We start from the raw sequence: 18,487 nt of genomic DNA, 5'->3' as shown, positions 1-18,487 counted from the left end.
ACGTGCCCACTGAAGCGCCTTCCCGCACCCGGCGGACCGGTCTCGTCCCCCTGCTCCTCGTCGGCACGACGATAGCCGCGCTGGTCGCGGCGGGGTTGCTCGTGCTCGTCGGGGCCGACGCGTCCGGGCTCATCGTGGTGCGCGTGGTGACCGAGGCCGCCGCCGTGGTGACGGTCGGCGCGCTGCTGCTGGCGGCGTTCCTGGTCCCCCCGCAGGGGAGCGGCACGCTGGCGGCGGACGGCTACGCGGCCCTGCGCACGGCGGGCTGGGCGGCGTTGGTGTGGACGGCGGGCGCGGTGCTGGCGGTGCCGTTCACGGTGGCCGACGCGTTGGGGCAGCCGGTGACGGCCCTGCTGGAGCCGTCGGTGCTGTTCCAGGTCGCGGGGCTGGTGGAGCAGGCGAAGGCGTGGATGATCACGGCGGTGGTCGTGGCGCTGCTGGCGTTGGGCTGCCGGCTGGTGCTGTCGTGGGGCTGGACCGTGCCGCTGTTCTTCCTGTCGGTGTTCGCGCTGATGCCGGTGGCCGTGACGGGGCACTCGTCGGGCGGCGGCTCGCACGACGTGGCCACGAACAGCCTGCTGTTCCACCTGGTCGGCGCGGCGTTGTGGGTCGGCGGGCTGATCGCGCTGCTCGCGCACGGCCGGCGGGGCGGCGACCACCTGGGGCTCGCGACGTCGCGGTTCTCCAAGCTGGCGCTGGTGTGCTGGCTGGTCATGGCGGTGTCCGGCGTGGTCAACGCCTGGGTGCGGCTGCCGCTGGACCAGGTGTTCGGCAGCGACTACGGCCTGCTGGTGGTCGGCAAGACGGTCGCGCTCGTGGTGCTGGGCGTCGTGGGCTGGTTCCAGCGCGAGAAGGGCGTGAAGGAGGTCGTGGCCACCGGCTCCGGGCGTTCGCTGGTGAAGCTCGCGGGCGTCGAGGTGCTGCTGATGTTCCTCACGCTGGGCCTGGCCGCCGCGTTGAGCCGCACGCCGCCGCCGGTCGAGGGCCGCGCCCTGCCGAGCACGGTCGAGCTGCGCATCGGCTACGACCTGTACGGCGAGCCGACGCTGGGGCGGCTGCTGTTCGACTGGCGGTTCGACCTGGTCTTCGGCTCGATCTTCATCGCGCTGGGCGTGTTGTACCTGCTGGGCGTGCGGCGGCTGCGCAAGCGCGGCGACAAGTGGCCCGTCGGTCGCACGGTGGCGTGGGTCGCGGGGTGCCTGACCGTGGTGTTCGCCACGTCGTCCGGGGTCGGCCGGTACGCGCCCGCGATGTTCAGCGTGCACATGGAAGCGCACATGCTGCTGTCCATGCTCGCGCCGATCCTGCTGGTGCTGGGCGGTCCGGTGACGTTGGCGATGCGGGCCCTGCCCACCGCGGGCAAGGACAACCCGCCGGGGCCGCGGGAGTGGCTGCTGGCGTTCGTCCACTCGCCGGTGGCGAAGGTGCTGACCAACCCGTTCGTGGCGTTGGCGCTGTTCGTGGGCTCGTTCTACGGCCTGTACTTCTCCGGCCTGTTCGACTCGGCGCTCGACTACCACTGGGCGCACCTGCTGATGAACGCCCACTTCATCCTGGTCGGCTACGTCTTCTACTGGCCGGTGATCGGCATCGACCCGTCGCCGAACCGGCTGCCGCCGCTGGGCCGGCTCGGCCTGCTGTTCGCCTCGATCCCGTTCCACGCGTTCTTCGGCATCGTGCTGATGAGCTCGCAGACGGTGATCGGCGACAACTTCTACCGCTCGCTGGGCCTGCCGTGGGTGACGTCGCAGCTGGAGGACCAGCGGCTCGGCGGCGGCATCGCGTGGGCGGCCGGCGAGCTGCCGCTCATCGTGGTGATGGTCGCGCTGCTGGTGCAGTGGGCCCGGTCGGACAGCCGCGAGGCCCGCCGGGCGGACCGGCGGGCGGACGCGGACGGCGACGCGGACCTCGCCGCGTACAACGCGATGCTGCGCAAGATGTCCGGCAAGGAGTGAGGACTACAGCGGCCGCTTGAACCCCTGCACCGCCACGGCCCACCCTGCGGCGGCCAGCACGGCGCTCGTCACCAGCGCGCCGACCACGCCCGTCACGGGCTGGGCGAGTGCCAGGGACCGCGCCGCGTCCACCGCGAACGTCAACGGGTTGACGTTCGCGATCGCCTGGAGCCACCCGGGCAGGCCGGTGATCGGCACGTACGCGCTGGAGGCGAACATCAGCGGGAACATCGCCAGGAAGCCGACGGTCTGCATCAGCTCGGCGTTGCGCAGCCACGCGGCGATGGCCAGGAAGATCCAGCCCAGACCCCAGCCGACGGCCAGGGCCAGGGCGAGCGCCGCCACCGTGCCGGTCACGCCGCCCGCGGGCGCGTAGCCGAACACCGCGACCGCGAACACCAGCATCAGCAGCAGTTGGGCGGCCGAGCGGACCAGGTCGGACAGGCTCCGCGCGACCAGGACCGAGCCCGGCCGGATGGGCAGCGAGCGGAACCGGGCCAGCACGCCGTTCTTCATGTCGGTGACCAGGCCCACGCCCGCCTGCAACGCCGACTGCATGGCGGTGTTGACCAGGATCGCGGGCATCAGGAAGTCGATGTAGGCCACGCCCTGCGGGAAGCCGGGGGTGTTGGCGATGCCGGCGAAGATCTGGCTGAACAGGGTCAGCATGATCAGCGGCTGGAGGATGCTGAACACGATCATGCGCGGGTCGTTGACCAGTGTGCGCAGCGAGCGCTGGGTCAGCACGAGCACCTGCGTGCCGAAGTCGGTGCCGCGCCAGCGGGGCGCGGCGGTGAGGGTCGTCATGGGGTGGCTCCTGTTCAGGCCGCGTGCTGCGCGAGGGTGAGGTAGACGTCGTCCAGGGTCGGCTCGCCCAGGGCCAGCTCGGTGGCCTCCAGGCCGACCTCGTCCAGCGCGCGGACCACGACGGCGATCTCGCGCGAGGACGTGACGGGCGCGGTCAGCGTGTTCCGCGCCGGGACGGGGTGCAGGCCCGCGCGTTCCAGGGCCCCGGCGGCCTTGGGGACGTCCGAGACGTCCGCCAGCGTCACGGTGACCGTGCGCCGGCCCACCTGGGCCTTCAGCTCGGCGCTGGTGCCCGCGGCGACGACCTTGCCCTGCGCGAGCACCGTGATCGAGTCGGCCAGGCGGTCGGCCTCGTCCAGGTACTGGGTGGTGAGCAGGACCGTGGTGCCGTCGGTGACCAGGCCCTCCACGATCTCCCAGAGGCCCAGCCGGCTGGCCGGGTCCAGGCCCGTGGTCGGCTCGTCCAGGAAGATCACCTCGGGGTGCCCGACGAGGCTCGCGGCCAGGTCGAGGCGTCGTCGCATGCCGCCGGAGTAGGTGCGGGACGGCCGCTTCGCCGCGTCCGCCAGGCCGAACAGCTCCAGCAGCTCCGAGCCCCTGGTCCTGGCCTCGCGCGGGCTCGCGCCGAGCAGGCGGGCGATCAGGACCAGGTTGTCCAGGCCGGACAACTGCTCGTCCACGGCGGCGAACTGGCCGGTCAGGCCGATCCGGCTGCGCACCTGGTGCGCCTGCGCGACCACGTCGAACCCGGCCACCCGCGCGTGGCCGGAGTCCGGCGGGAGCATCGTGGTGAGCACGTTGACCAGCGTGGTCTTGCCCGCGCCGTTGTGGCCGAGCAGGCCGAGCACGGTGCCCTTCGGCACGGCGACGCTCACGCCGTCGAGCGCCTTCTGCGCGCCGAACGCCTTGCCGACGTCGGTCGCCTCGATCATCAGGTCTGCCACTCGTTCCCCCTCAGTTCTCTTTGAGCACGCCGTGCAGGAACAGCTCGACGAGCTGGTCCGCGTCGGCGGTGACGTCGCTGAAGCCGTTGCCCTGCATGCGGTTGGTGAACACGAGCCCGAGCAGCAGGCCTGCGGCGAGGGACGGGTCGACGCGGAGGTCGTCGTCCGGGCCGAACAGCGCGGCGACGTGCTCGGTGATGCGTTGCATCTCGACCGGCGGTCCCTTGTGCTCGCGCTTGGTGTCGTGCCCGTCGTGCGGGTCGTAGCCGGAGTCCCGGAGCACGCTCATCAACTTCCACATCCGGTCCAGGTAGCCGGAGACGGCGCTGATGGCCCAGGACAGGCGGCGGGCCAGGGTGTCGGCCTGTTTCGCCTGCTCCAGGAACTCCAGCTCGGAGTCCACCGCGAGCACGCTGCGCACGCAGGTGTGGATCAGCTCGCGCTTGTCCTTGAACGCCCGGAAGACGGTGCCCTCCGCGATGCCCGCCGCCTTGGCGATCTGGCTGGTCGTCACGTTCGCGCCGTGCTCGAACAGCAGCGGGACGGTGGCGGTGACGATCGCCTCGCGACGGTCCTCGGGGCTCATCGCCGGCGCGCGTCGACGGCGTTGGGTGGTGTCCTCGGGCATGGTCCGAGCATAGGAGTGAGTCCTCACTCATGTCAACGAGTGAGCGCTCACTCATGTCGATTATGCATGTCTCACGAGTTGTCCACAGATCCGGAACCGCCCCTGTCCACGATCCGGACCGCCCGGCAACCTGGTCCCAGGCGATCACCACGAGGAGGCGGACATGGCCTACAACGAGTCCCGGGTCACCGTGTGCGGCAACGTCGCGAGCGCGGTCACCCGCAGCACCGTCGGCACCGGGTTCAGCCGGGCGAAGTTCCGGCTGTTCACCGCCGAGCGCGTCTGGGACGCCGAACAGCGGACCTGGGAGGACGGCGCGCGGATGTTCCTGTCGGTGTCGTGCTGGCGGATGCTCGCGGACAACGCGCACGCGTCGTTGAACAAGGGCGACCCGGTCGTGGTCACCGGGCGTTTGACGATCAAGGAGGTCGAGTACGAGGGCGCGGTGCGCCCGCTCGTCGAGATCGAGGCCACCGCGATCGGCCACAACCTGGCCCTGTGCACAGCCGTGCCCACGCGGACGAGGCACACACCGGACGCCGTCGAGGCGCGGGCCGCGCCGGAGATCGCCGCTCCCCGCAAGGCGGACGACCTGCCGCTGATCGTCATGGGGGAGGTGGACCGCCCGGCGGCCGACCCCGTGCCGGCGGCCCGCTCGAACGCCGACCGCGCGGCGGCGGCCCGCTCGAACGCCGACCGCGTCCCTGCGGCCCGCTCGAAAGTCGACCATGCGGCGGCGGCGCGGCCGAACGCCGACCGCGCGGTGGCGGCCCGGTCGAAGGTCGACCGCGCGGCGGCAGACCGGCCGAACGCCGACCGCGTGCCGGCGGCCCGCTCGAAAGTCGACCGCGCGGCGGCGGACCGACCAAGGGAGGTGGCCGAGGTGCCGTTCTGAGCCGACCGCCCCCGTCACCCTCCCGACCCCGCTTTCACCCCCCCGACACCCCTGACACCGCCCGCCGAGCAGGTCCGCCGGTCGGTGTCGGCGGCACTCGCCCGCACGCGGCGGCTTCCGCGGAGCCGCTGTGCCGGTCGAGTGACCGGCTGTCCGGGGCGCGGAGGCCATCCGGCCCGGCCGAGGCGTCGCTCGCACGACGCCCGTCGCCCAGCTCCGTACCGCCTGCGGACGGCGGGTCGGAGCAGGCGGGGCGTGCCGGGCGGTGGCGGACGCCGTGCCGGCAGCCGACCCGGTTGCTCGCGGCGCGGCTGCCGGAGTCCCCGTCGGAACGCCCGACCGGGACGTGGCGTGTGGTGGCCGGCGCGTGTGGTGGCGTCGTGGGGAAGTGGACGAGTCGGCGTTGGTCTTCCCGGGCGACGCGGGGCGTCCGAAGGCAGTGTCCGAAGTGCCGCTCTGGGCCGATCGAGCTACAAGGGCTCCCGGCGGCCCGATCGGCGGAGACAATGCGCGGGCAGTCGTCGCCGTTGTGAGCGTGGAGGAGGGAGGTCGTCGGGCCGGCGCCAGGGCCGGGTCCGCACGCAGGCATCGGGGGTTGACAGCGCACCGAGTTCGCGCATGGGGTCGGAGTCGCTGGTCGCAGGGTCGCGCCAGGCATGCCCAGGGGTTGTGTTACGTCTGTGGGTGACCCACGTTCGCGTTAACTCTGCGTTGTGCCCACGTCCGTTGCCGGCGTCCGAGGTTCGGGCCCGATCGGCACCGCTCTACGATCGCGGGCATGGCCGAGTACGTCTACACCATGAAGAAGGTGCGCAAGGCGCACGGGGACAAAGTCATCCTGGATGACGTCACCATCATGTTCCTCCCCGGTGCGAAGATCGGCGTTGTCGGTCCGAACGGCGCCGGCAAGTCGAGCGTGCTGAAGATCATGGCCGGCCTGGACACGCCGGGCAACGGCGAGGCGTTCCTCTCGCCGGGCTACACGGTGGGCATCCTCCAGCAGGAGCCGCCCCTGAACGAGGAGAAGACCGTCCTGGGCAACGTCCAGGAAGGGCTCGGCGACATCAAGGTGAAGCTCGACCGCTTCAACGAGATCGCCGAGAAGATGGCCGTCGACTACTCCGACGAGCTGATGGAGGAGATGGGCCAGCTCCAGGAGGAGCTGGACCACGCGAACGCGTGGGACCTCGACTCCCAGCTGGAGCAGGCGATGGACGCCCTGCGCTGCCCGCCGCCGGACGCGGACGTGAAGACGCTCTCCGGTGGTGAGCGCCGCCGGGTCGCCCTGTGCAAGCTGCTGCTGAGCAAGCCGGACCTGCTGCTGCTCGACGAGCCCACCAACCACCTGGACGCGGAGAGCGTCCTGTGGCTGGAGCAGCACCTGGCGCAGTACCAGGGCGCGGTCCTGGCCGTCACCCACGACCGGTACTTCCTCGACAACCTCGCCGAGTGGATCCTGGAGCTGGACCGCGGCCGGGCCCACCCGTACGAGGGCAACTACTCGACCTACCTGGAGAAGAAGGCCGAGCGGCTGGCGGTCCAGGGCAAGAAGGACCAGAAGCTGCAGAAGCGGCTCAAGGACGAGCTGGAGTGGGTCCGGTCGGGCGCGAAGGCCCGCCAGGCCAAGTCCAAGGCCCGCCTCGGCCGCTACGAGGAGATGGCCGCGGAGGCGGAGAAGACCCGCAAGCTCGACTTCGAGGAGATCCAGATCCCGCCGGGCCCGCGCCTGGGCAACGTCGTGGTCGAGGTGGAGAACCTCAAGAAGGGCTTCGGCGACCGGGTGCTGATCGACGGCCTGTCGTTCAGCCTCCCGCGCAACGGCATCGTCGGCGTCATCGGTCCGAACGGCGTCGGCAAGACGACGCTGTTCAAGACCATCGTCGGCCTGGAGGAGCCGGACGCGGGCACCGTCCGCATCGGCGAGACCGTCAAGCTGTCGTACGTCGACCAGAACCGCGCGGGCATCGACCCGAAGAAGAACGTGTGGGAGGTCGTCTCCGACGGCCTGGACCACATCCACGTCGGCAACGTCGAGATGCCGTCGCGGGCGTACGTCAGCGCGTTCGGCTTCAAGGGCCCGGACCAGCAGAAACCGGCGGGCGTGCTGTCCGGTGGCGAGCGCAACCGGCTCAACCTGGCGCTGACGCTCAAGCAGGGCGGCAACCTGATCCTGCTGGACGAGCCGACGAACGACCTGGACGTCGAGACACTCGGCTCGCTGGAGAACGCGCTGGAGCAGTTCCCCGGCTGCGCCGTGGTCATCTCGCACGACCGGTGGTTCCTCGACCGCGTGGCCACGCACATCCTCGCGTGGGAGGGTTCGGACGAGAACCCGTCGCAGTGGTATTGGTTCGAGGGCAACTTCGAGGGCTACGAGAAGAACAAGATCGAGCGCCTCGGCGCGGAGGCGGCCAGGCCGCACCGCGTGACCTACCGCAAGCTCACACGGGACTGAGAGCCGGGTACCTACATCGTGGCGGCCAGGGGCGAGGCGCAGGCGGACGTCGAGGTGAGCACGCTGGTCGTGCCCGCCTGGCGGCTGCGTTGGCGGGCACCGGAGCTTGCTCTGGTGCTGGGCGAACGCGCCGTCGCGCTCGCCTCCACCCGCCGTGACGAGGTGGACCGGTTGCGCGCGGAGGCCCTGGTGGTCTTCGCGAGCAACCGCATGGGCCGGGGCGTCCGGATCGCGGACCGGGCGCTCGACGCGCTCAAGGCGGCCGAGGCGGCGTCCGAGCGGGAGACGGCCTGGCGACTGCGGGTCGAACTGGCCGACAGCGCCAGGTCGGTCGGCGCGCCCCTCACCGGGTTCGCCGCCGTCCGCCCGGTCCTCGAAGCCGAGGACGTCCCGCCGGGCCTGCGGGCCACCGCGCTCGTCCAGGCGAGCGAGTGCCTGGTGTCGGTGGGCCGGGGCGCGGCGCTCGCGCGGGCGCTGGACGAGGCGGACGGCCTCTACCAGGCCGACCCGCTGCTGGACCACGACACGACCCTGCTGCACCGCGGCCTGCTCCGCGCGTCCGCCGCGGGCCAGCACCGGCGCTGGGGCGACCTGCGGGCGGCGGAGGCCGCCGCCCGTGACGGCCTGGCGCTGCTGGACCGGCTCAAGGAGCCCGCGTCGGACAACGGCCAGGTCCGCGGCAGGCTCACGGTCGAGCTGGTCTGCGCGCTGATGGACCTGAACAAGCCGGGCGAGGCGTCCGAGGTCGGCACGCCCCTGCTCGAACGCCCCGTGCGCGCGCCGTCGGCGGCCACCGCGGGATGGCTGCGCCTGGCGCTGGCCACCAGGGTCCACCTGCCCGCGGGCCGGGTCGACCAGGCCCGCGACCTGCTCCGCGACGCCGCCGACAGCGCCGAACGGCACCAGCTCGACACCCTGCTCGCGGAGAGCCTGCTGGCGCTGGCGCACGTCCACGAGGTGGCGGGCGACCTGGCCGAGGCCCTGGCCAACCTGCGCTCCGCCCACGCCGCCGAACGCCGGAGGGCCAGAGCGGTCTACGCCGTGCGCGCCAGGCTGGCCGCCGAGTTCGCGGGCGTCCACCGCCAGCCGGCGGGGGGCGGCCTGCACGACGAACTGGCCGCGCTCCTCCGCGACGGCGGCGCTCCGACCGCCACGCCGCCCGCCGACCCGAACCTGGCCCCCGAGGTCAAGCAACAACTGCGCCAGTGGCGTCCGGTCCAGATGCACCGCAACGAGGGCGTCCGGGTGAAGCGCTCCCGCCGTGCCGCGGAGGACATGACGGTCGAAGGCATCTCCGCCGCGAGGGCGCACGCCGCCGATCGCTGGCGCCTGGTCCAACCGTTCGGCGAGACGGAAACCGACCGCGAACCGGGCGGCCGCCGCCGGGCACCGGAACCGACGCCCGAGACGCCCGGCACGGGCGTGCTCGGCAGCGCCGGGGCCGCCACCCAGGGACGCCCTGAACACGCGAGGAGCGGCCAGGCCAGGCCCCTCGCCGCCCCGACTCCCGCACCAGACCCCACCTCACCACCACCGGCCGCCACCGCAATGCCGCCCGCCGACACCACGCCGACCACCACCACGCCGACCACCACCACGCCGACCACCACCACGCCGACCACCACCACGCCGACCACCACCACGCCGACCACCACCACGCCGACCACCACGACGCCGACCACCACCGCAGCCCCGACCTCCGGCACCACGCCGGCTGGCTCGGCGGTTCCAACGGAGAGCGCGGCCGAACCGGGCACCGGTGTGGCAGCGGCAGACACCGCCGTGCCACCTGGCACCGCCGGGCTGGTGGGCATTCCAGGTCTGGCGGGCCTGGCGGGGATCGGGGGATCGGGCCGGGCCGGGGGAGCGCTCGGCGACCCGGTAGCGGCAGGAACCGCTGCGACGGTCGACTCGCTGTCGACCTCGAACGCGCCGAACCCGAACGCGCCGAACCCTCCAGCTGCGTCCGCAGCCGCCCCGCCGGCAGCCACTCCGTCGGCAGCCACTCCATCGGCACCGACCACGCCCACGGTGCCCGCACCTGCTGCCGCCCCCGGTGGTGCGTCGGACAGCGGTTCCTCGCAGTCGGCGGAAGGCGAGTCGACCACCCCGGCTGCCTCGACCACTCCGGCTACGCCGACCACCTCGGCTAGCTCGACCGCCCCGACCGGTGCGCATGCGCGCGAGGCGCGGCAGCTCCCCGAGCCGGCGGCACCGCTGGTCGGCGGGTGGCCGCCCCACTCGGCGGCCGGCGCGCGCCCCGCGTCCTCCGACGTCCCCGGGCAGGGCACGCCGGGCGACACCGCGCACGGGGAGGGCACGCAGCGGTTCTCCGCCGTCGCCGGCGGTCCGACGAGTCCCGGTGACGCGGTGACCGAGCCGCCCGCCGCCTCGCTCGGTGACGTGACGTTCTCGGCGGGGGAGGCTTCCGCCGCGTCGGTCGGTGACGTGGCGGTCCCAACGGGGGAGGCGTCGTTCGCGGAAGCGGCGTCGCCGGTGGGCGAGTCTTCCCCCGCCTCGGCCGGTGGAGCGGTCTCGGCTGGTCGAGCGGTAGCGGCCGGAGGGGCTTCCGGCGCGGCGGTTGCTCCCGGCGCGGCGGTTGATGGGGCGGCCGGTGGAGCGGTGTCGGCGGGCGAGGCTGCCGGCCTGGGTGACGGCGTGGCCGATGGCAGTGAGCGCAGCGTGCCGGCGGCCGGGTTGATCGCCGCCGCGGGCGCGGTGCGCAGTGGGCGGCGGCGGGCGGCGCGGGAGGCCGAGGAGGGGGAGCGTTCCCCCGGCGACTCCGGGTCCGACCCGAACGTGCTCGACGCGTTGAAGGCCGCCGGCCTCCTCGACCCCCAGCGCGCCGGCGGCCGGCGGCGGGCTCCCGAGGCCGACGACGAAGCCCCCGCGCGGCCCGAGCCCGAGCCGGACGCGGTGCAGTGGCGCGTGGAGCCACCGCCGCGGCTGCGCGGCGAGGAGCCGACGCCGCCGGTCGACATGTTCGACTCGCCGACGATGGTCCAGCCGGTCGTGCGCGACGACGTGCCGCCGACCGGGCTCGGCGCGGCCTTCGTGAAGGGGCCCGTCATCCCCACGGCGCGGGTGCCGGAGCCGCCGGACTTCCCGTTGCCGCCCGTCCTCGACTTCCCGATGGCGTTGTCCGACTTCACGGCGGCGGAGCCGGAGTCGCGGCCCGTCTTCCCGCCCGACGACGTGGTTTCGACGCCCACCCCGCAAACGGCCACGCCCACCGCGCAAACCGTCACCGGCGGTCAGGAAACGGTTACCGCCGGGCCGGAATCGGCATCCGACGACCCGGTCGGGGAAACCTCCCCCGCCGGGGCGGAAAGGGCTCCCGCCCCGCCGTTCCGCCCGACCGGGTTCCTCGGCGCGGCCGATGTCGAAGCCGATCACGACGACGAGCCCGAGCCCGACGCCGGAACGCGCGTCGAGGCCACGACTGTGCCCGAAATCACCCCGGAGCCCGCACCCGGGACCGCGTCCCGGCCGCCCGCCGAGGACCTGCCGAAGGAACCGTTCGTCACGGCGGTCGTGGTCGGCGGCAGGACCATCGACCTGCCCGCCCGGGTCGAACCGGACGCCCCCACGTCCGACTCGCCCAGCGCCACGCGGGCCTCGCGCCGCCACAAGAGCGACCTCAGCCTGGCCGAACTGCTCGCCGAGGCCCTCGTCGCCTACGAGGACGCCCGGCGCGAGGACGAGGCGGCCGGCCGCGTGGACGAGGACACCGTGCCCATCCCACCTGTCGGGAACCCGCCGCCGGAGTCGGACGCCGAGACGACCGCTCCCATCCAGCGCGTCGACCCGACCTCGCGGTTCGACACCTGGACGCTTCCCGAATCCTGAACCGATTTGAGGTTCTAATAAGGTTTCCCGCCGGTAACAAAGGCGGGAAATAAGCCCCGCCACGGTGAATTTGCCACTTTCCGGCAAGTTGTTCGATTCAGTGAGAGGGTTGTGGCGAACGGGTTCGCGTGCGTCTGGTTAGGTGGTGCGCGGACCCGGTACACAGAGGTACCGGATAGCGTGGAGTCGCCTGAACATGACCTCGACTGGAGCCCCGACCCGATCCGGACCCGCCGCGCGCGACGTCGGCGCGGCCCGCCCGGCCAGTCCCGAACAGGCTCGTGACGACTTGATCGAACGGGCCGCCGCCAACGCCCCCGAGCTGGCCGACCTGATCCGCCTGTACTACCGCCACGTCCCCGCCGAGGAAGTCAACGACGACGACCCGGCGGACCTGGTGGGCGCGGTGCGCTCGAACTACCAGCTCGCCGAGACCCGGGTGCCGGGTCGGCCGGTGGTGCGGATCCTCAACCCCACCCGCGCGCACGACGGCTGGACGTGCCCGGCCACGGTCGTGCAGGTCGTCACCGACGACATGCCGTACCTGGTCGACTCGGTGGCCTCCGAGCTGACTCGCGGCGGCGTGCAGGTGCAGCGGGTGGTGCACCCGATCGTCGTGGTGCGCCGGGACGTGGTGACGGGCGCGTTGCAGGAGGTGCTGCCGACCGCCGACCCGGCCGCCCCGCCCGGCGACGCGATCGCCGAGTCGTGGATGCACATCGAGGTCGACCTGCTCACCGACCCGGACCGGGCGCGCGAGCTGGAGACGAAGCTGCACGCCGTGCTCAACGACGTGCGCGAGGTCGTCGAGGACACCGAGAAGATGATCGGCACGGCCCTCAAGCTCGCCGAGCGCCTGGAGTCGGACCCGCCGCCGCTGCCCGGCCACGAGGTCGCCGACGGCGCGAACCTGCTGCGCTGGCTCGCGAACGACCACTTCACGTTCCTCGGCTACCGCCGCTACGAGCTGCTGCACGACGACCCGGCGACGGACGGCGAACCCGCCCTGCGCGCGGTCCTGGCCAGCGGTCTGGGCGTGCTCAGACAGGACAGCCTCGCGGCGCGCAGCCTGACGGCGGGCCCGGACGCGGGCGCGCAGGCACTGTCACCCGAACTCCTGGTCCTGACGCAGGCCAGCGCCCAGTCGAGCGTCCACCGGTCGGTCTACCCCTACTACGTGGGCGTGAAGACCTTCGACGCCGAGGGCAACGTGACCGGCGAGCACCGGTTCCTGGGCGTCTTCTCCACCACGGCGCTGCACGAGGACGTGCTGGACATCCCGGCCGTCGAGCGCCGGGTCCGCGACGTCATCCACCGCGCCGGCTTCCCGCTGCACTCGTACTCGGGCCAGCGGATGCTGGAGGTGATCCAGAACTACCCGCGCACCGAGCTGTTCTCGGTCGACACGGACACGCTCTACCAGACCGTCACGGGCGTGATCGCGCTGGCCGAGCGCCGCCGGCTGCGGCTGTTCCTGCGCCGCGACCCGTACGGCCGCTTCTACTCGTGCCTGGTCTACCTGCCGCGCGACCGCTACACCACGACGTCGCGGCTGGCCATGCAGGAGGTGCTGATCGACCAGCTCGGCGGCATCAACCTGGAGTACAGCGCCCGCGTCGGCGAGTCCGCGCTGGCCCGCGTGCACTTCACCGTGCACACCGACCCGAGCCGCCTGGCCGAGCCGGACACCGGCTACATCCAGCAGCTGCTGGCCGAGGCCGTGCGGTCCTGGGACGACCGCATGGTGGAGGCGGTGCTGGAGGACCGCGGCACGGGCCTGGGCGCGGAGTCGTCGTCCGAGCAGGGCCAGCGGATCGCGGCGGCGTTCCCCGAGGCGTACAAGGAGGACTTCACCGCGGCCGAGGGCCTGGCGGACTTCCGGCGCATCGAGGCGCTCCGGCCCGGCGACCTGGACCTGGCGTTCTACGCGCCGCGCGACGCCGAGCCGGGCGAGCGGCGGTTCAAGCTGTTCCTGGTCGGCGCCCGCCTGACGCTGTCGGACGTGCTGCCGATGCTCCAGCGCATGGGCGTGGTCGTGGTGGACGAGCGGCCGTACGAGCTGAGCCTGGACGACGGCGTCGAGTGCTGGATCTACGACTTCGGCCTGCGCCTGGACCAGGCGACGCTGGACAAGCTGGCCGCCGAGGACGAGGAGTCGGTGCGGACCCGCTTCCAGGACGCGTTCGCCGCGGCGTGGCGCGGCGAGGCGGAGGTGGACGGCTTCAACACCCTCGTGCTCAAGTCGGGCGTCACGTGGCAGCAGGCGGCGATGCTGCGCGCCTACGCCAAGTACCTGCGCCAGGCGGGCACGCCCTACAGCCAGGACTACATCGAGGACGCGGTGCTCGGGCACACCGACGTCGCCACGGCCCTGGTGCGGCTGTTCGAGACCCGGTTCGACCCGTCCGTGCCCGACGAGGAGCGCGGGGACCGCACCGAGCACCTGGCCGCCGAGATCACCGCCATGATCGACGACGTGACCAGCCTCGACGCGGACCGCATCCTGCGCAGCCTGCTCACGCTGGTGCAGGCCACGCTGCGCACGAACTACTTCGTCCGCGACGTCGACGGCAACCCGCGCCCGTACCTGGCGGTGAAGCTCGACCCGCGCGCGATCCCGGACCTGCCGCAGCCGCGGCCGCGGTTCGAGATCTTCGTGTATTCGCCCCGGCTGGAGGGCGTGCACCTGCGGTTCGGCCCGGTGGCGCGCGGCGGTCTGCGCTGGTCCGACCGGCGCGAGGACTTCCGCACCGAGATCCTGGGCCTGGTGAAGGCGCAGGCGGTGAAGAACGCGGTGATCGTGCCGGTCGGCGCGAAGGGCGGGTTCGTGGTCAAGCGGCCGCCCGCGCCGACGGGCGACCCGGGCGTGGACCGCGAGGCGCTGCTGGCCGAGGGCGTGGCCTGCTACCGGCAGTTCATCTCCGGCCTGCTGGACCTGACCGACAACCTCAACGCCGGCACCGTCCTGCCCGCGCCGCAGGTCGTCCGGCACGACGGCGACGACACCTACCTGGTGGTCGCGGCGGACAAGGGCACGGCGTCGTTCTCCGACATCGCCAACGAGGTGTCGAAGTCCTACGGCTTCTGGCTGGGCGACGCGTTCGCGTCCGGCGGGTCCGTGGGCTACGACCACAAGGCCATGGGCATCACCGCCCGCGGCGCGTGGGAGAGCGTGAAGCGGCACTTCCGGGAGCTGGGCGTCGACACCCAGACCGAGGAGTTCACCGTCGTCGGCGTCGGCGACATGTCCGGCGACGTGTTCGGCAACGGCATGCTGCTGTCCGAGCACATCCGCCTCGTCGCGGCGTTCGACCACCGGCACGTCTTCATCGACCCGAACCCGGTCGCGGCCGCCTCCTACGCCGAGCGCAAGCGGCTGTTCGAGCTGCCCCGCTCGTCGTGGGACGACTACGACCGCTCGCTGATCAGCGACGGCGGCGGCGTGTGGCCGCGCACGGCCAAGTCGATCCCGGTCAGCGAGCAGGCCCGGGTGGCGCTGGGGCTGCCGGAGGGCGTGGTCAAGCTGTCCCCGCCGGAGCTGATGAAGGCGATCCTGCTCGCGCCGGTCGACCTGCTGTGGAACGGCGGCATCGGCACCTACGTCAAGGCGGGCGCGGAGTCGCACGCCGAGGTCGGCGACAAGGCCAACGACGCGATCCGGGTCAACGGCGCGGACCTGCGGGTGAAGGTCGTCGGCGAGGGCGGCAACCTGGGGCTGACCCAGCGCGGCCGGATCGAGTTCGCCCGGGTCGGCGGACCCGACGGGCACGGCGGCAAGGTCAACACCGACGCGCTGGACAACTCGGCCGGCGTGGACTGCTCCGACCACGAGGTCAACATCAAGATCCTGCTGGACGAGCTGGTCCGCGACGGCCGGCTCGACCAGGAGCAGCGCAACGAGCTGCTGGGCCAGATGACCGACGAGGTCGGCGAGCTGGTGCTGGCCGACAACTACGCGCAGAACGCGGTGCTCGGCGTCTCCCGCGCGCACGCCGCGCCGATGCTGTCGGTGCACGCGCGCTTGGTGGCCGATTTGGAGCAGCGCGGCGTGCTGGACCGCACGCTGGAGGCGCTGCCGAGCCCGGCGGAGTTCAAGGCCCTGGAGAAGGCGGGCCAGGGGCTCACGTCGCCGGAGCTGGCCACCCTGCTCGCGCACGTCAAGCTGGCGCTGAAGGAGGAGGTGCTGGCGAGCGACCTGCCGACGATCGACGTGCTGGCCCGCCGGCTGCCCGACTACTTCCCGAGCGAGCTGCGCGAGCGGTTCGCCGACGCGATCGGCAGCCACCCGCTGTCCCGCGAGATCATCACCACGGTGCTGGTCAACGAGGTCGTGGACGGCGCGGGCGTGTCGTACGCGTACCGGCTGGCGGAGGAGATCAGCGCGTCGGCCACGGACGCGGTGCGCGCGTACACGGTCGTCACGGCGATCTACGACCTGCCGTCGATCTGGCGGGAGATCCGGGCGCTGGACAACGTCGTGGCGACCGAGGTGCAGGACGACATGGTGCTGGAGACCCGGCGCCTGCTCGACCGGGCGTCGCGGTGGCTGCTCACCAACCGCCCGCAGCCGCTGGCGGTCGGGTCCACGATCAGCCGGTTCGCCCCGGTGGTCGCCGAACTCGCGCCGCGCACGATCGACATGCTCCAGGGGCGCGAGAAGGAGTCCGTGATCGAGCACGTCGAGCGGCTGGTGGCGCACGGCGTGCCGGTGGAGCTGGCGCGGCGGATCGCCGGGCTGCTGTTCACCTACGGGCTGCTGGACGTGACCGAGGTGGCCGAACTCGCCGAGCGCGAGGAGGGCGAGGGCGCGACCGGGCAGGAGCGGACGCACGAGGAGACCGCGGAGCTGTACTTCGCGCTGTCCGAGCACCTGGACGTCGACCGGATGCTCAGCTCGGTGTCGAACCTGGAACGCCTGAACCGCTGGCACGCGCTGGCGCGCCTGGCGCTGCGGGACGACTTCTACTCGTCGCTGCGGTCGATCACGATCGACGTGCTGCGGACGGCCGAGCCGGGCGACACCCCGGAGGAGAAGATCGCCGCGTGGGAGCAGGCCAACTCCTCGCGCCTGGGCCGGGCGCGGGCCGCGCTGGCGGAGATCAACCGGGTCAGCAAGCTCGACCTGGCGACGCTCTCCGTGGCCGCCCGCCAGGTCCGCAGCATGATCCGCTGAGGTCCGCGGGGTGTGGCGGTCGACCGACTGCGACACCCCGGACCCCGCCCGACCGGGTCGGGCTAGTTGCGCCAGGTGTCGTTCAGCGCCGCGGGTGACGTGGCCGTGCGGTTGCCGCCGCTCTCCCAGGTCACCGCGCCGCCCGCGTCCTTGCGGATGTACTTGTACTGGAACGACGTCCCCGAGGGCAGCGACACCGAGCCCTTCCACACCGGGTACGAGGCCGACGACAGCGCCACCGCGGCGGCCGGGTTCCACGAGCCCAGCGACGGGTGGTCGCCGACCACGAAGATGTTCTGCCCGAACGACGTGGTGGCGTTCACCGCGAACGACGCCGTGCCCACCGGGTTGCCCCCGCCGCCGGTCGCGCCCACGTGCAGCGCCAGCGCCTCGCCCGCGCCCAGCGTGGCCGTGACCTGGCCGTTCGACCCCACCGTGTACGCGACGCACCCCTCCTGCTGCACGTTGCAGTACGACCCGGCGGGCAGCGAGGTCTGGAACGTCCGGGTCAGCGGCGCCGACTCCCGGTTGATCGCCACGAACCCCTTGTTGCCCCGACCGAACGCGATGGCGTCGCCGCCGTTGTCCCACCAGTTGACGACCGCCGTCCCGGACACCGCGTTGCGGAACCCGACCATGGACGCGATCTGCGTCCACCGGTGCTGGCACTTCCACCCGGACGTGTAGCACTCCGACCCGGACGGCGGACCGGCGTCGTGGTTGGAGAACTCGTAGCCGGAGTACACGTTCGGCGAACCGTAGGGCCACGCCAGCATGAACACGTTCGCCAGCGTGTAGGTCGAGCCGTCCTTGTAGCTCAGCGTCGACCCGTTGCGCTCGGTGTCCCAGTTGTCCACGAACGCCCGCGCCTGGCCGCTCGGCAGGAAGCCCCACGACTGCCCGAACGTGCTCAGGTACGCCAGGTTCTCGTTGGCGAAGATCCGCTTGATGTCGTAGGCGTACCGGAACTCGTCCACGTCACCCGAACCGGTGTACTCGCCCGGCTGCACGGCCTCGCCCGCGCCGTAGATCACCTCGTGCACCCAGTACACGTTCGGGTTGCTCAGCCGCGCCTTGATCGCCGACAGGTCGGCCGCCGCCATGTGCTTGGCCGCGTCGATCCGGAACCCGTCCACCCCGAGCGAGATCAGGTGGTTCAGGTACGCCGCGATGCGCCCGCGCACGTAGTCGCTGCCGGTGTTGAGGTCCGACAGCCCGACCAGCTCGCAGTTCTGCACGTTGTCGCGGTTGCGGTAGTCGCTGATGTGCGACCGGCATGAGTGGAAGTCCTGGTCGCCGTAGATGCCGGGGTAGTTGTACTTCGTGTACGACGAGCCGCCGGTGCCCGTGCCCGACCCGGCGCTCATGTGGTTGATCACCGCGTCCGCGATGACCTTCACGCCCGCCGCGTGGCAGGTGTTCACCATGTTCCGGAACGCCGCCTCGTCACCGAGCCGCCCGGCGATCCGGTAGCTGACGGGCTGGTAGGAGGTCCACCACTGGGACCCCTGGATGTGCTCGGTCGCGGGGGAGACCTCCACGAACCCGTAGCCCTTGGGTCCGAGCACGTTCGTGCACTCGGCGGCGACCCGCGAGAACGGCCACTGGAACAGGGTCGCGGTCACGTCCTTGGCGGACGGCGGCGTCGCAAAACTTTGCGGAACGGCCAAAAGGCTGAACAGGAGTACGGCTATCGCGCCCAAGGCGCGTCGACTGGCGGAAACCACGATGTCTCCTAGGTGGCAGGGGATGTGCTCTAGGTCATACCAGTCGGAAGACTT

The 18,487-nt window shown here is 72.3% G+C and carries 9 protein-coding genes; 5 read left to right on the top strand and 4 right to left on the bottom strand.

Features of this window, described 5'->3' with window-relative positions:
* Positions 1-2 precede the first annotated feature (2 nt).
* Positions 3-1,955, top strand: a complete 1,953-nt coding sequence (locus tag ACFXGA_RS04245) for a cytochrome c oxidase assembly protein (protein WP_378084250.1) — start codon at positions 3-5, stop codon at positions 1,953-1,955.
* 3 nt (positions 1,956-1,958) lie between these two features.
* Here ACFXGA_RS04245 and ACFXGA_RS04240 read toward each other — a convergent pair whose 3' ends face one another.
* From ACFXGA_RS04240 to ACFXGA_RS04230, 3 genes are read right to left on the bottom strand one after another with little or no spacing between them, the layout of a single operon-like run.
* Positions 1,959-2,762: an ABC transporter permease gene (locus ACFXGA_RS04240; protein WP_378084248.1), complete on the bottom strand. Its 804-nt coding sequence runs from the start codon at positions 2,760-2,762 to the stop codon at positions 1,959-1,961.
* Positions 2,763-2,776: 14 nt separating this feature from the next.
* On the bottom strand, positions 2,777-3,706 hold the full coding sequence (locus ACFXGA_RS04235; protein ID WP_378084246.1) for an ATP-binding cassette domain-containing protein: 930 nt from the start codon (positions 3,704-3,706) through the stop codon (positions 2,777-2,779).
* A gap of 10 nt (positions 3,707-3,716) precedes the next feature.
* Positions 3,717-4,334, bottom strand: a complete 618-nt coding sequence (locus ACFXGA_RS04230; RefSeq protein ID WP_378084244.1) for a TetR/AcrR family transcriptional regulator — start codon at positions 4,332-4,334, stop codon at positions 3,717-3,719.
* A gap of 163 nt (positions 4,335-4,497) precedes the next feature.
* Here ACFXGA_RS04230 and ACFXGA_RS04225 point away from each other — a divergent pair, with 163 nt between their 5' ends.
* From ACFXGA_RS04225 to ACFXGA_RS04210, 4 genes are all read left to right on the top strand, one after another.
* Entirely contained in the window at positions 4,498-5,229 is a 732-nt protein-coding gene (locus tag ACFXGA_RS04225) for a single-stranded DNA-binding protein (protein ID WP_378084242.1), read from the top strand.
* A 778-nt stretch (positions 5,230-6,007) separates the two neighbouring features.
* Positions 6,008-7,684, top strand: a complete 1,677-nt coding sequence (gene ettA / locus ACFXGA_RS04220) for an energy-dependent translational throttle protein EttA (RefSeq protein WP_378084240.1) — start codon at positions 6,008-6,010, stop codon at positions 7,682-7,684.
* A gap of 18 nt (positions 7,685-7,702) precedes the next feature.
* Positions 7,703-11,533, top strand: coding sequence for a hypothetical protein (locus tag ACFXGA_RS04215; RefSeq protein ID WP_378084238.1), 3,831 nt, complete (start codon positions 7,703-7,705; stop codon positions 11,531-11,533).
* 196 nt (positions 11,534-11,729) lie between these two features.
* A complete protein-coding gene (locus tag ACFXGA_RS04210) occupies positions 11,730-16,706 on the top strand; it encodes an NAD-glutamate dehydrogenase (RefSeq protein ID WP_378084236.1) in 4,977 nt (1,658 codons plus the stop codon).
* 62 nt (positions 16,707-16,768) lie between these two features.
* Here the strand turns inward: ACFXGA_RS04210 and ACFXGA_RS04205 are convergent, their stop codons facing one another.
* Positions 16,769-18,331, bottom strand: coding sequence for a carbohydrate-binding module family 20 domain-containing protein (locus ACFXGA_RS04205; RefSeq protein ID WP_378084234.1), 1,563 nt, complete (start codon positions 18,329-18,331; stop codon positions 16,769-16,771).
* Between the last annotated feature and the right edge of the window lie 156 nt (positions 18,332-18,487).

It is taken from the genome of Actinosynnema sp. NPDC059335 (genome assembly GCF_042752395.1).
In the GTDB taxonomy this organism is placed as follows: Bacteria; Actinomycetota; Actinomycetes; order Mycobacteriales; family Pseudonocardiaceae; genus Actinosynnema.
This window is presented reverse-complemented; position numbering and strand designations above follow the sequence as displayed.